The sequence below is a fragment of the Streptomyces sp. NPDC007084 genome (assembly GCF_040703595.1).
Taxonomy (GTDB): domain Bacteria; phylum Actinomycetota; class Actinomycetes; order Streptomycetales; family Streptomycetaceae; genus Streptomyces.
Window position 1 is genome coordinate 33,047 of record NZ_JBEYFY010000056.1, and the last position, 13,186, is coordinate 46,232.

A 13,186-nucleotide genomic window follows, 5' to 3' on the forward strand; every position below is an offset into this window, starting at 1 on the left:
GCGACGGCTATGACCTCGAACGATCCGCCCTCGCCCGCCGCATCCGGCGGCCGTCGGCGTGCGCTGGGCCGCGGTCCGGGCACGGTCACACCGCCGGACGGGCCCGAGCCTTCGCCGGCCGGCGGCTCTGAGCCTGCGCCGGCCGGCGGGTCTCACCCCTCCCCGGTCGGCCGACTTGAGGCTTCCGCGCCCGGCGGAACCGAGGCTTCGCTCCGCGAGGTGGCCCTGGGAGCGCCTGAGGTGCTCCCAGAGGGCTCGGAGACGGTTGAGGGGTCCGCGAGCCCGGTCGGACGCTCCGGGGCCCTCCAGGCGCCGGCAGAGGCCGCCCTGACCGCTCCGGGTGGCGCGGCGGCCGTCGAGTCGGTGGCCCTCGCCCCCGCCGCCGGGACGGAAGCCGGGGTGGCGGCCGGGGCGCCCGGAGCCAGTGCTCCCGGGGTACCCGACGGCACCGCGGCCGACGACACGGCCGACGACGGCGTCTTCAAAGTGCGGCTCTCGAACTTCGAGGGGCCCTTCGACCTGCTGCTCCAGCTCATCTCCAGGCACAAGCTCGACGTCACCGAGGTCGCGCTGTCGAAGGTCACCGACGAGTTCATGGCGCACATCCGGGCGATGGGCCCGGACTGGGACCTCGACCAGACGACCGAGTTCCTCGTCGTCGCCGCGACCCTGCTCGACCTGAAGGCCGCCCGCCTGCTGCCGACCGCCGAGGTCGAGGACGAAGCCGACCTCGCCCTCCTGGAGGCGCGCGACCTGCTCTTCGCGCGGCTGCTCCAGTACCGCGCGTACAAACAGATCGCCGACATCTTCAACGCCCGCCTCGACGAGGAGGCCCGCCGCTACCCCCGTACCGTCGGCCTGGAGGCGCACCACGCCGAGCTGCTGCCCGAGGTGGTCATCAGCATCGGCCCCGAGGGGTTCGCCAGGCTCGCCGTGAAGGCGATGCAGCCGAAGCCCAAACCGCAGGTCTACGTCGACCACATCCACGCGCCGCTGGTCAGCGTGCAGGAGCAGGCGGGGATCGTCGTGGCGCGGCTCAGGGAACTCGGCGAGGCCAGCTTCCGGGCGCTCGTGGACGACACCGACGACACCCTCACCGTGGTCGCCCGCTTCCTGGCCCTGCTGGAGCTGTACCGGGAGAAGGCCGTCGCGCTGGACCAGGAGGAAGCCCTCGGGGACCTCATGGTGCGCTGGACGGGCGGCGATGGCGAGGACCAGCCGAGGGTGACGGACGAGTTCGACCGGCCCCCGGAGACGGCGGAGGACGGGAAAGGGAACGGCAAGGGGAAGCAGGAGGAGACGGCGTGAGCGAGGACACCATGGAGACCCCGGCGGGACCGCGCACCGTCGCCGACCTCGACCTCAGGCCCGCCCTGGAGGCCGTCCTGATGGTCGTGGACGAACCCGCGACCGAGGAGCACCTCGCGAAGATCCTGGAGCGGCCCAAGCGGCAGATCGCTGACGCCCTGCGCGCGCTCGCCGACGACTACACCGTCCAGGGCCGCGGCTTCGAGCTGCGGCTGATCGCGGGCGGCTGGCGTTTCTACACCCGGCCCGAGTACGCGGCGGCCGTCGAGCGCTTCGTCCTGGACGGCCAGCAGGCCCGGCTCACCCAGGCGGCCCTGGAGACGCTCGCCGTCGTCGCGTACCGCCAGCCGGTCAGCCGCAGCAGGGTCTCGGCGGTCCGCGGAGTCAACTGTGACGGCGTGATGCGCACCCTCCTCCAGAGGGGTCTGGTCGAGGAGGCGGGCGCGGAACCCGAAACAGGTGCGATCCTGTACAGGACGACGAACTACTTCCTGGAGCGAATGGGCCTGCGCGGTCTGGACGAGCTCCCGGAGCTCGCGCCCTTCCTCCCCGAGGCGGACGCGATCGAGGCCGAGACGCTGGAAGGGGTCCCGTCGTTCGATCCGGACGCCCCGGACACAGACGCAGACGACACGACGACGACGGAACTTTGATGCGAAGCAGTGGCAGTGGCAGCGGCAGGAACAGCGGGCGCGGCAATCCGCGGGGAACCGGCGGGAACAACCCGCGGGGGACCGGCGGTGGCGGCAAGCCGCGCGGAGCCGGTGGCTCCCAGCCGAGAAGCGCGGGAGGGCGCGACGACAGGGGGCGCGCCGACGACAGGCCGAAGCGCCCCAGCAAGCCGCGCCCCGAGGAGCGCCGCTACGACGTAGGCCCCGGCGCCTCGCAGGAGGGCCCGAAGTCCGGCCGCGGCGCCTCGGCGCGCGGCGGCGCCAAGGGCGGTCCCCGGCAGGGCCAGCAGCGCGGCGGCCGTACGGAGAACGCGCGCTCGCGCGAGTACGAGACGCGGGCCGAGGAGCGCAACCGCGACCGGTACGCGGGCAAGCCCGACATCAAGCTGCCCAAGACCTTCCCGGGCGCCGAGGAGGAGGGCGAGCGCCTGCAGAAGGTGCTCGCGCGCGCGGGCTACGGTTCGCGGCGGGCCTGCGAGGAACTGGTCGACCAGGCCAGGGTCGAGGTCAACGGCGAGATCGTCCTGGAGCAGGGTCTGCGCGTCGACCCGGAGAAGGACGAGATCAAGGTCGACGGGCTGACGGTGGCGACGCAGTCGTACCAGTTCTTCTCGCTGAACAAGCCCGCCGGTGTCGTCTCCACCATGGAGGACAACGAGGGCCGTCAGTGCCTCGGCGACTATGTGACGAACCGCGAGACGCGGCTCTTCCACGTCGGCCGGCTCGACACCGAGACCGAGGGCGTCATCCTGCTCACCAACCACGGTGAGCTGGCGCACCGGCTGACCCACCCGAAGTACGGCGTGAAGAAGGTCTACCTCGCGCACATCGTCGGCCCGATCCCGCGCGACCTGGGCAAGCGGCTCAAGGACGGCATCCAGCTGGAGGACGGCTACGCCAAGGCGGACCACTTCCGGGTCGTGGAGCAGACCGGCAAGAACTACCTGGTCGAGGTGACCCTGCACGAGGGCCGCAAGCACATCGTGCGCCGCATGCTCGCCGAGGCCGGCTTCCCGGTCGACAAGCTGGTGCGCGTCGCCTTCGGCCCGATCACCCTGGGCGACCAGAAGTCGGGCTGGCTGCGCCGCCTGTCCAACACCGAGGTCGGCATGCTGATGGCCGAGGTCGGCCTCTAGACACCGCTTCTCGCGCGCGACGGCCGGTTCCGGAACCTCTCCGGGACCGGCCGCTCCATTTTCCGCCGCTCCGGCCGCGTACCCCTCCCGTCGGCCGGCCGCGTACCCCTCCCGCCGCCCGACGTCGTACCCCTTGCGCCGCCCTCGCCCCAGGCGCCGACAGCTCTCCCGCGGCGGCCCGGACAATCCTCAACCCGCCATGGCGGAAGCCTTGTTGGGCTTTCCCGGCTCCTTTATGGTCGTACTGACCATAGTCGGGCTGACCATAAAACATCGAAGGGGTGGGGTGTGGCGACAGAGGAAGGCCGCGCGCCGGGCGGCACGACGCCCGAGGGATACGACAAGTACGCCTTCGAGCCGTTCGCCGTCACCGTCGACCTGGCGGTCCTGACGGTGCGCGGGGGCGCGCTCCAGGTGCTGCTCGTCGAACGCGGCCAGGAGCCCTACGCCGGCCACTGGGCCCTGCCCGGCGGCTTCGTGCTGCCCCACGAGTCCGCCGAGGCCGCGGCCCGCCGCGAACTCGCCGAGGAGACCGGCCTGTCGGACATCTCCGGGCTCCACCTGGAACAGCTGCGCACCTACAGCGAACCCGACCGCGACCCCCGTATGCGGATCGTCTCCGTCGCGTTCGCCGCGCTCATCGCCGACGCCCCCGAACCGCGCGGCGGCGGAGACGCGGCACAGGCCCAGTGGCTGCGCTTCAACGCCCTCGCCCCGCTCGCCTTCGACCACGACCGCATCCTCGCCGACGCCCACGAACGGGTGGGCGCCAAGCTGGAGTACTCCTGTCTCGCCACCTCCTTCTGCCCGCCCGAGTTCACCCTCGGAGAGCTTCAGCAGGTCTACGAGACCGTGTGGGGCACCGCTCTCGACCGGCCCAACTTCCGCCGCAAGGTCCTCGCGACGCCGGGCTTCGTCGAACAGGTCCCCGGTGCCGCGCGCCTGACCGGCGGACGCGGCAAGCCCGCCGCCCTCTACCGCGCGGGCGGCGCGAAAGCCCTGCATCCACCCCTGCTGCGCCCCACCTCGGAAGGACGGCCCTGATGACCACCACGACCCTCGCGAAACGCGCCGCCACCGGCTCCCTGATAGGCCTCGCCCTCGGTGACGCGCTCGGTTTCCCCACCGAGTTCAACTCCGTGCCCGCCATCCTCGACAAGTGCGGACCCTGGCGGCAGATGGCGCTGCCCCGCCCCGCCATCGTCACCGACGACACCCAGATGACCCTGGCCCTGGCCCGGGGGCTGCGCACCGCCATGGACCGCGGACTCCTCGGCCCGCCGCGGATGGAACGGCCGGTCCGCGCGGAGTTCGTGGACTGGTACCAGTCGCCGCAGAACAACCGCGCGCCCGGCCGCACCTGCCTCACCGCCTGCAACCTCCTGAAGAACGAGAAGCGCCGCTGGCAGGAGGCCAGCCAGATCGGCTCCAAGGGCTGCGGCGCCAACATGCGCGTCGCCCCCGTCGGGCTCGTCCGCGGGCTCAGCGACGAACAGCGCGCCGGCGCCGCCCAGCTCCAGGCCGCGCTCACCCACGGCCACCCCACCGCGCTCGCCGCCTCCGACCTCACCGCCCACGCCGTGTGGCTGCTCGCCCAGGGCACCGAGCCGATGGGACTGATCGGCCGGCTGCGCTCGTACGCGTACGAGAACCGGCACCGCTACCACTCGCGCTGGCTCGGCGACCTGTGGACCTACAGCGAGGACGCCACACCCGAGCAGTACATCGCGCGCGGCTGGGACGAGTGCCTCGACGTCCTGGACAACCTCCGGCACGCGGTGCGCAGTGTCTCGCCCGAGTCCGACCCCTGCATGGCCACCGGCGGCGGCTGGGTCGCCGAGGAGGCACTCGCCACCGGGCTGCTGTGCTTCCTGCTCTTCGTCGACGAACCCGTCACCGCGCTGCGCCGGGCCGCCTGCACCTCCGGTGACTCCGACTCGATCGCCTGCCTGACCGGGGCGTTCGCCGGCGCCTACCACGGCTCGGACGCCTGGCCCCGGGAGTGGGCCGACCGGATCGAGTACCAGGGCGACCTCATGTCCCTGGGGGCCCTCTGGGACGCTTGAGGGATGACAGACGCCCTGGACCTCGGCACCGACCTCGCGAGCGTGGTGGCCGAAGAACCCGACCCCGTGCTCTTCGCCACCGTCTCCGGGGCGCACCTGTACGGCTTCCCCTCGCGGGACTCCGACGTCGACCTGCGCGGTGTCCATCTGCTGCCCACAGCCGACCTGGTGGGCCTGCGCGAGCCGGCGGAGACCCGGTCCCGCATGTGGGTGCGCGAGGGCGTCGAAATGGATCTGGTCACCCACGACCTGCGCAAGTTCGTACGGCTGATGCTGCGCCGCAACGGCTATGTGCTGGAACAGCTGCTCTCGCCGCTCGTGGTGCGCACCGGCGACGAACACCGGGAGCTGGTCGCGCTCGCCCCGGGCGTCCTCACCCGCCATCACGCCCACCACTACCGGGGGTTCGCCTCGACGCAGTGGCGGCTCTTCGAGCGGACCGGTGAACTCAAGCCGCTGCTCTACACGTTCCGTGTGCTGCTCACCGGCATCCACCTCATGCGCAGCGGCGAGGTCCAGGCCGATCTGCCCACCCTCGTCGGACAGATCGACTCGCCCGGCTATCTGCCGGACCTGATCGCCGAGAAGGCCGAGCGCGAGCACGGCGCCGCCGACGTCCCCCACGCGCGCGTGGCGGAGGACGTGGAGCGGCTGCACACCGTCCTCGACGAGGCCCAGGCGGCCTCAACCCTGCCGGACGCGCCCTCAGCGCGGGACGCCCTGCACGACTACGTCGTCAGGGTCCGCCTCGCCGCGGACCGGAGCGCGTCCGCGTCGGTCGTGGCCTAGGCGCCCGCCCCGGCGCACTCCCGGAGCGCCGACTCCCGGCGCACCCGGATCAGGAAGTCCTCCACGCGCGCGTGGTCGGGTTCGGACGGGAGCGGGCTGCCGGCCCGGGCCTCCTCGGCCTCCGCCGCCAGCCGCGCCATCCACCGCTCGACCTCGCTCCAGGAGACCTCGCCCCGCTTCACGGCGAGGAGCGGCTCGCGCTGCGCGCCGACGTCGACCGTGAGGATGCCGGTGCGCAGCAGATCGCGTGAACTCGTCAGGAGCCGCAGCAGGTGCATGGCGTGCTTCCAGCGCGGGGCGCCGTACCTGCGGACGTCGGCCTCCAGCTTCCGGCGCTGGCCGACGGCGTAGCGGGCGAACGTCTCGTGCGCCAGCCGGGACAGGAACGCGCCCCTGAGCGCGCGGAGTTCACGCCCCACCGCGTCCGCGTACTCGACGAGGGGGGAGTGCAGGCACTCCAGGATGTTCGGGTTGGCGCGCAGCGCGAGCGCGCAGAACCGCTCCAGCTCCCAGCCGAACTGCTCCTGTGCCGGGCCCTCGACATGCGTCGGGGGCTTCTCGAAGCGCCAGAACAGCGGGGTCGGCGCGAGGAAGACGCCCCGCCGGTCGGTGTCGCTGCCGTCCGTGGCCAGCCTGAAGGCGCGCGAGCCCATGACACAGGAGTAGACCGTGTGGTCGCGCACCAGGGAGAGCGGGTCCACGGGAGAGGGCGTGGAGGGGCGCGGGGCGGGTGGTTCGGAAGCCATGTCCGGAGCGTACGGGCCGGCGCCGGGCGGCCGGGTTCCATTTAACTGGCGGAGCTTACGTACCGGCTTGGCTGGAGCACGCGCACCGGCTTGGCGGGTGGAGCCCGTGTACCGGCTTGGCTTTTCAGTACGTCGGCTTGTCGGCTTGTCGGCGGGGTTCTTCAGCGGTTGTCGCGGGGTCCTTCGGCGCGTCGGCCGGGGCTCGGGCGGCCGGGGTGCGGAGGCGGACCTGTGCGGTCTCGTCAGAAGTGGCGGAACAGGGTGATCGCGGTGACATTGGCAGAGTCCGAGGCCGGCGGCCATCTCCCCGCCGGCCGCGCTCACGAAAGGCGGGACCATGGCGGGTAACGATCTCGGCAGTCTGCTCGGCAGCCTCCTCGGCGGAGGGAACCAGCCCGGCTCGGGCGGTGGCGGTGGGGGTGGGGGTACGGGTGCCGGTGGGGCGGGCAACATTCTCGGCGCCCTGCTCGGTGCCCTCGGCGGCGCCTCGGGCTCCGGCGGCGGCAACCCGCTGGGCGGCCTGATGGACCTGCTCACCAAGTCCGGCCTGGCCGACCAGGCGCAGTCCTGGGTCGGCACCGGCGAGAACAAGGCCGTCAGCGGTCAGCAGGTCGCCGAGGCGCTTCCCGACGACACTCTTCAGAAGATCGCCGAGCAGACCGGCGTCAGCCCCGAGCACGCCGCCGACCAGCTCGCCCAGGCGCTCCCGCGGGCCGTCGACAAGCTCACCCCGAGCGGCCAGGTCCCCTCCGACACCTCGCTGGAGGACCTCATCAAGCAGCAGTCCCTCTGACCCGGCCCCGCAGCAGCCCCCCCGGTCCGCCCCGCCGTCCCGCCGCCCCGGGGCGGCGGGCTCCTGACCCGTCTCGTCAGGCGGGCGCCGCGCACCGCCGCCGCGGGCGCTGACTACGCTGGTCACGCACGAGACACGCAGACCAGCGCAGACAGCGAGGAGCATCACCGTGGCGGTACGAGCGGTCCGGGGCGCCGTCCAACTGGAACGGGACGAGGCCGGCCACATGGACGAGCAGGTCAGTGAACTGCTCACCGCCGTCCTGGAGCGGAACGCGCTCACCACGGACGACCTCATCAGCATCTGGTTCACGGCCACTCCCGACCTGCACTGCGACTTCCCGGCGGCCGCCGCGCGCAAGCTCGGCATCGTCGACGTCCCGCTGATCTGCGCCCAGGAACTGGACATCGAGGGCGCCATGCCCCGCGTGGTCCGGCTCCTCGCCCACATCGAGTCGGACCGGCCGCGCGCCGAGATCGTGCACGTCTACCTCGGTGCCGCGGGCGCCCTGCGCAAGGACATCGCCCAGTGAGGACCGCGCTCGTCATCGGCACCGGCCTGATCGGCACCTCGGCCGCCCTCGCGCTCGCCGCCCGCGGTGTCGTCGTCCACCTCACCGACCACGACCCCGAGCAGGCTCGTACGGCCGCCGCCCTCGGCGCGGGCACCGACGAGCCGCCCGCCGGGCCCGTCGACCTCGCCATCGTCGCCGCGCCCCCCGCGCACGTCGCCGCCACCATCGCCGACGCCATGCGCCGGGGCCTGGCCCGCGGATACCTGGACGTCGCCAGCGTCAAGGGCGGACCTCGCCGCGAGCTGGAGGCGCTGGGCCTCGACCTCTCCTCGTACATCGGCTCGCACCCCATGTCGGGCCGGGAGAAGTCCGGTCCGCTGGCCGCGACCGGCGACCTCTTCGAGGGGCGCCCCTGGGTGCTCACCCCCACCCGCGACACCGACACCGAGGTCCTGAACCTCGCCCTGGAACTGGTGTCGCACTGCCGTGCCGTGCCCGTCGTGATGGACGCGGACGCCCACGACCGCGCCGTCGCCCTCGTCTCCCACATGCCGCACCTGGTGTCCAGCATGGTCGCCGCCCGCCTGGAGCACGCCGAGGAGGCCGCCGTACGGCTCTGCGGGCAGGGCATCCGCGACGTGACCCGCATCGCCGCCTCCGACCCCCGGATGTGGATCGACATCCTCTCCGCCAACCCGGGACCCGTCGCGGACCTCCTCACGGACGTCTCCGCCGACCTCGACGAAACCGTACGGGCCCTGCGCGCCCTCCAGTCCTCCGACGAGGCCAAGCGCCGCGACGGCGCCACCGGCATCGAGGACGTCCTGCGCCGCGGCAACGCCGGCCAGGTCCGCGTCCCCGGCAAGCACGGCTCCGCGCCGCGCGTCTACGAGGTCGTCGCGGTCCTCATCGACGACCAGCCGGGTCAGCTCGCCCGCATCTTCGCCGACGCCGGACAGGCCGGGGTCAACATCGAGGACGTACGCATCGAGCACGCCACCGGGCAGCAGGCGGGCCTGGTGCAGCTCATGGTCGAGCCGAAGGCGGTCCCCGTGCTCAGTGCCGCCCTGAGGGACCGGGGCTGGGCCCTGCGGCAGTAGCCCCGCCCGTCCGCTCCGGCCACCGCCGTCGGACGGGTCCCGTGACCCGGTCCCGGACGGTCCCGTGACCCGGTCCCGGACGGTCCCGGGATTCGCCCCCGGACGGTCCCGCGATCCGGCCCCGCACGGTTCCGTGGTCCGGACCCGGAGGGTTCCGTGGTGCGGCCCGCACGGTTCCGTGGTCCGGCCGGGGACGGCCCGCTCGCGTCCGGCGGGGAGGACCCCGGTAACGCGGGCGGGGAAGGGCCGGTAACGCCGGCGGGGAAGGGCCAGTAATACGGGGTCCGCGGAGCCAGTAACCTTGTGCGGGGCGCGATCGTGCCCCGCACTGACCTCCACCCCGCACCAGGAAGGTGTTCCCACCGTGGAAAACGGCGCCGCCCGGACCGCCCCGACCGTCATCGTGGCCATCGACGGCCCCTCGGGCACGGGCAAGTCGAGCACCTCGAAGGCCGTCGCCGCGAAGCTCGGGCTGAGCTACCTGGACACCGGGGCCCAGTACCGCGCGATCACGTGGTGGATGGTCAGCAACGGCATCGACATCACGGACCCCTCCGCGATCGCCGCCGCGGCCGGCAAGCCGGAGATCATCTCCGGGACCGACCCGTCCGACCCGACCATCACGGTCGACGGCACCGACGTCGCGGGCCCGATCCGCACCCAGGAGGTCACCTCCAAGGTCAGCGCGGTCAGCGCCGTGCCCGAGGTGCGCGCCCGGATCACCGAGCTGCAGCGCAGCCTCGCCGCCTCCGCGCCGGACGGCATCGTCGTAGAGGGCCGCGACATCGGCACCACCGTGCTGCCCGACGCCGACCTCAAGATCTTCCTCACCGCCTCCCCGGAGGCGCGCGCCGCCCGCCGCAGCGGCGAGCTGAAAGGCGCCGACGTCGCCGCGACCCGCGAGGCCCTGATCAAGCGCGACGCCGCCGACTCCACCCGTAAGACGTCCCCGCTCGCCAAGGCGGACGACGCGGTCGAGGTGGACACCTCCGACCTCACGCTCCAGCAGGTCATCGAGTGCGTCGTCACCCTCGTCGAGGAGAAGCGGGCCGCCAAGTGACCGCACCCTCCGCGAGAGGCGCCGAGGTCGGGCGCCGCATCGGCGTCGGCCTGATGTACGGGCTGTGGAAGCCCCGCGTCCTCGGCGCCTGGAAGGTCCCCGCGACCGGCCCGGCGATCCTGGCCGTGAACCACTCGCACAACATCGACGGACCGATGGTCATGGGCGTGGCCCCCCGGCCCACCCACTTCCTGATCAAGAAGGAAGCCTTCGTCGGCCCGCTCGACCCCTTCCTGCTCGGCATCGGCCAGCTCAAGGTGGACCGCCACACCACCGACCGCACGGCCATCACCGACGCCCTCGGCGTGCTGGCGGCCGGCGGCGTCCTCGGGATCTTCCCCGAGGGCACCCGGGGGGACGGCGACTTCGCCTCGCTCCGGGCCGGCCTCGCCTACTTCGCGGTCCGCAGCGGGGCCCCGATCGTCCCCGTGGCGGTGCTGGGAAGTTCCGAGCGCAACAGCCGGTTGACCAAGGGGCTGCCCCCGCTGCGCAGCCGGGTCGACGTCGTCTTCGGCGACCCCTTCGAAGCGGGCGACGGCAGCGGGCGGCGCACCCGCAGCGCCCTGGACGAGGCCACCGGCCGCATCCAGAAGCAGCTCAGCGCCCACCTTGACCACGCCAGGCGTCTGACCGGACGCCCGGAAAACGCCGGGCGCCCCGACGGGCGTTAGGCGACACTTGAGTAGTGGATCGGCCGTTTTGCCGTCGCTCCACCGATCACCACGATGAACGACGAGGTACGGACTTCATGAACGACCACATCCAGCCCGACGGCTCGGCCGAGCACGAGCACGGGGCGCTTGGCGATGCCGAGTACGCGGAGTTCATGGAGCTCGCCGCGGAAGAGGGCTTCGACGTAGAGGACGTCGAGGGCGCCCTCGAAGCGGCCGGCCACGGCCCGCTGCCCGTCCTCGCCGTCGTCGGCCGCCCGAACGTCGGCAAGTCGACCCTGGTGAACCGCATCATCGGCCGCCGCGAGGCCGTCGTCGAGGACAAGCCCGGCGTCACCCGCGACCGCGTCACCTACGAGGCCGAGTGGGCGGGCCGCCGCTTCAAGCTGGTCGACACCGGCGGCTGGGAGCAGGACGTCCTCGGCATCGACGCGTCCGTGGCCGCCCAGGCCGAGTACGCGATCGAGGCCGCCGACGCGGTCGTCTTCGTCGTGGACGCCAAGGTCGGCGCCACGGACACCGACGAGGCCGTCGTCCGGCTGCTCCGCAAGGCCGGCAAGCCCGTCGTCCTGTGCGCCAACAAGGTCGACGGCATGAGCGGCGAGTCCGACGCCTCGTACCTGTGGGCGCTCGGTCTCGGCGAGCCGCACCCGGTCTCCGCGCTGCACGGCCGCGGCACCGGCGACATGCTCGACGCCGTCCTCGAAGCCCTGCCCGAGGCTCCCGCGCAGACCTTCGGCACCGCGGTGGGCGGCCCCCGCCGCATCGCCCTCATCGGCCGCCCGAACGTCGGCAAGTCCTCCCTGCTGAACAAGGTGGCGAACGAGGACCGCGTCGTCGTCAACGAGATCGCCGGCACCACCCGCGACCCGGTCGACGAACTGATCGAACTCGGCGGCGTCACCTGGAAGTTCGTGGACACGGCGGGCATCCGCAAGCGCGTCCACCTTCAGCAGGGCGCCGACTACTACGCCTCGCTGCGCACCGCCGCCGCCGTCGAGAAGGCCGAGGTCGCGGTCATCCTGATCGACGCGTCCGAGACCATCTCGGTGCAGGACCAGCGGATCGTCACCATGGCCGTCGACGCGGGCCGTGCGATCGTCCTCGCCTTCAACAAGTGGGACACCCTGGACGAGGAGCGCCGCTACTACCTGGAGCGGGAGATCGAGACCGAGCTGGGCCAGGTGGCCTGGGCCCCCCGGGTGAACGTCTCGGCCCGCACCGGCCGGCACATGGAGAAGCTCGTCCCGGCGATCGAGACGGCCCTGGCCGGCTGGGAGACCCGGGTCCCGACGGGCAGGCTGAACGCCTTCCTCGGTGAGCTGGTCGCCGCCCACCCGCACCCGATCCGCGGCGGCAAGCAGCCGCGCATCCTGTTCGGCACGCAGGCGGGCACCAAGCCGCCGCGCTTCGTGCTCTTCGCCTCCGGCTTCATCGAGCACGGCTACCGCCGCTTCATCGAGCGCCGGCTGCGTGAGGAGTTCGGCTTCGAGGGCACGCCGATCCATATCTCGGTGCGGGTGCGCGAGAAGCGCGGCGCCAACAAGAAGAAGTAGCCCTCAACACGAAGAGGTAGCCCTCGCGGCAACGCGGATGAGGGGCGGCTCCGGTCAGGAGCCGCCCCTCATCCGTATCAGCCCGCCCGCGGAACCGTTTCTCACAGGCCCCGGCGCGGGGCCGGGGGAAGCGCCGCCGGGACGTGCTGCATCCCGGTGCCCTGCTGACGGCCGCCCGCCTGCCAGACCGCGGTCGCGCCCTGCCCGTTCTGCGCCGCGATCTGCCGCGCGGTCTGCGCGCCCGCGCTGTAGGAGCTGTACGAGCTGGGGGAGTTGTACGAACTCGACGTGCTGTACGAGTTCGAACCGCGCGCGAGGGTCCCGAACGCCGCGAAGCCCAGCTCCTCCTCGCCGTGCCGGTCGCCCGGCAGCGTCCTGAACGACCGGACCCACTCGGCGTAGAGCGCGTCGTAGATCGGCGTGGCGGAGGGGCCGCCCGAGGCGTGCCGGGCCGCTCGGGACGCCGGCACCTCTCCGCCGGAACGGAGCGGGAGCGGTGAGCCGGTCGGGGGCACCGGCTGGAACGGCCGGCGGCTGGGGACGTCGTAGGTGTGCACGTACGTGCCAACGACCCCGCCGCCCAACGGATGCGGGCCGGGCGGCGATTTCGCAGGTCACCGGGAGCGGGCGGCGCACACGGGGGCGCGCCCTACCCACCGGACGACCACTCGCCCGCGTGGCGCGGGGCCGCACGCCAGTGGCGCGGGGCCGCGCGCCCGTGGCGCCGGGCCGCACGCCAGTGGCGCGGGGCCGCGCGCCCGTGGCGCCGGGCCGCA

General features: G+C 72.9%; 14 protein-coding genes. 12 read left to right on the plus strand and 2 right to left on the minus strand.

Annotated features, from left to right (window positions below; all coding sequences use genetic code 11):
* Positions 1–9: 9 nt before the first annotated feature.
* The 6 genes from AB0912_RS29750 (at position 10) to AB0912_RS29775 (ending at position 5,970) form a co-directional block, all read left to right on the plus strand.
* The gene (locus tag AB0912_RS29750) at positions 10–1,308 is read left to right on the plus strand and encodes a segregation/condensation protein A (protein WP_366705211.1); all 1,299 of its coding nucleotides are present in this window, start codon (positions 10–12) and stop codon (positions 1,306–1,308) included.
* The gene (scpB, locus tag AB0912_RS29755; protein WP_366705213.1) at positions 1,305–1,961 is read left to right on the plus strand and encodes an SMC-Scp complex subunit ScpB; all 657 of its coding nucleotides are present in this window, start codon (positions 1,305–1,307) and stop codon (positions 1,959–1,961) included. The genes AB0912_RS29750 and scpB overlap by 4 nt, the downstream gene beginning before the upstream one ends.
* A complete protein-coding gene (locus AB0912_RS29760; RefSeq protein ID WP_366705215.1) occupies positions 1,961–3,115 on the plus strand; it encodes a pseudouridine synthase in 1,155 nt (384 codons plus the stop codon). The genes scpB and AB0912_RS29760 overlap by 1 nt, the downstream gene beginning before the upstream one ends.
* Before the next feature lie 288 nt (positions 3,116–3,403).
* A complete protein-coding gene (locus AB0912_RS29765; RefSeq protein WP_366705217.1) occupies positions 3,404–4,159 on the plus strand; it encodes an NUDIX domain-containing protein in 756 nt (251 codons plus the stop codon).
* Positions 4,159–5,181, plus strand: coding sequence for an ADP-ribosylglycohydrolase family protein (locus AB0912_RS29770; protein WP_366705219.1), 1,023 nt, complete (start codon positions 4,159–4,161; stop codon positions 5,179–5,181). The genes AB0912_RS29765 and AB0912_RS29770 overlap by 1 nt, the downstream gene beginning before the upstream one ends.
* Before the next feature lie 3 nt (positions 5,182–5,184).
* Positions 5,185–5,970, plus strand: coding sequence for a nucleotidyltransferase domain-containing protein (locus AB0912_RS29775; RefSeq protein WP_366705221.1), 786 nt, complete (start codon positions 5,185–5,187; stop codon positions 5,968–5,970).
* On the opposite strand, the gene AB0912_RS29780 is transcribed toward AB0912_RS29775, so the two are convergent.
* Positions 5,967–6,716 carry a nucleotidyltransferase domain-containing protein gene (locus tag AB0912_RS29780; protein ID WP_366705223.1) on the minus strand — a complete coding sequence of 250 codons (750 nt, stop codon included), beginning with the start codon at positions 6,714–6,716 and terminating at the stop codon, positions 5,967–5,969. The genes AB0912_RS29775 and AB0912_RS29780 overlap by 4 nt on opposite strands.
* A 337-nt stretch (positions 6,717–7,053) precedes the next feature.
* Between AB0912_RS29780 and AB0912_RS29785 the strand changes: the two genes are divergently transcribed.
* The 6 genes from AB0912_RS29785 (at position 7,054) to der (ending at position 12,410) form a co-directional block, all read left to right on the plus strand.
* Complete coding sequence (locus AB0912_RS29785; protein WP_366705225.1) at positions 7,054–7,509, plus strand: YidB family protein; 456 nt, start codon at positions 7,054–7,056, stop codon at positions 7,507–7,509.
* A gap of 169 nt (positions 7,510–7,678) precedes the next feature.
* Positions 7,679–8,041 carry a chorismate mutase gene (gene aroH / locus AB0912_RS29790; RefSeq protein WP_366705227.1) on the plus strand — a complete coding sequence of 121 codons (363 nt, stop codon included), beginning with the start codon at positions 7,679–7,681 and terminating at the stop codon, positions 8,039–8,041.
* Positions 8,038–9,123, plus strand: a complete 1,086-nt coding sequence (locus AB0912_RS29795; protein WP_366705229.1) for a prephenate dehydrogenase — start codon at positions 8,038–8,040, stop codon at positions 9,121–9,123. Before aroH ends, AB0912_RS29795 begins: the two co-directional genes overlap by 4 nt.
* Before the next feature lie 364 nt (positions 9,124–9,487).
* Positions 9,488–10,183: a (d)CMP kinase gene (cmk, locus tag AB0912_RS29800; protein WP_366705231.1), complete on the plus strand. Its 696-nt coding sequence runs from the start codon at positions 9,488–9,490 to the stop codon at positions 10,181–10,183.
* Positions 10,141–10,854, plus strand: coding sequence for a lysophospholipid acyltransferase family protein (locus AB0912_RS29805; RefSeq protein WP_366705233.1), 714 nt, complete (start codon positions 10,141–10,143; stop codon positions 10,852–10,854). Before cmk ends, AB0912_RS29805 begins: the two co-directional genes overlap by 43 nt.
* Before the next feature lie 77 nt (positions 10,855–10,931).
* Complete coding sequence (gene der, locus AB0912_RS29810) at positions 10,932–12,410, plus strand: ribosome biogenesis GTPase Der (RefSeq protein ID WP_366705235.1); 1,479 nt, start codon at positions 10,932–10,934, stop codon at positions 12,408–12,410.
* 101 nt (positions 12,411–12,511) lie between these two features.
* Here the strand turns inward: der and AB0912_RS29815 are convergent, their stop codons facing one another.
* Entirely contained in the window at positions 12,512–12,880 is a 369-nt protein-coding gene (locus tag AB0912_RS29815) for a hypothetical protein (RefSeq protein WP_366705237.1), read from the minus strand.
* Positions 12,881–13,186 lie beyond the last annotated feature (306 nt).

What these genes read in the sequence shown, in the direction of transcription:
- AB0912_RS29750 (WP_366705211.1), top strand. Translation starts at nt 10, where the DNA reads ATGACCTCGAACGATCCGCCCTCGCCCGCCGCATCCGGCGGCCGTCGG.
- AB0912_RS29760 (WP_366705215.1), top strand. Translation starts at nt 1,961, where the DNA reads ATGCGAAGCAGTGGCAGTGGCAGCGGCAGGAACAGCGGGCGCGGCAAT.
- AB0912_RS29770 (WP_366705219.1), top strand. Translation starts at nt 4,159, where the DNA reads ATGACCACCACGACCCTCGCGAAACGCGCCGCCACCGGCTCCCTGATA.
- AB0912_RS29775 (WP_366705221.1), top strand. Translation starts at nt 5,185, where the DNA reads ATGACAGACGCCCTGGACCTCGGCACCGACCTCGCGAGCGTGGTGGCC.
- AB0912_RS29780 (WP_366705223.1), bottom strand. Translation starts at nt 6,716, where the DNA reads ATGGCTTCCGAACCACCCGCCCCGCGCCCCTCCACGCCCTCTCCCGTG.
- AB0912_RS29785 (WP_366705225.1), top strand. Translation starts at nt 7,054, where the DNA reads ATGGCGGGTAACGATCTCGGCAGTCTGCTCGGCAGCCTCCTCGGCGGA.
- der (WP_366705235.1), top strand. Translation starts at nt 10,932, where the DNA reads ATGAACGACCACATCCAGCCCGACGGCTCGGCCGAGCACGAGCACGGG.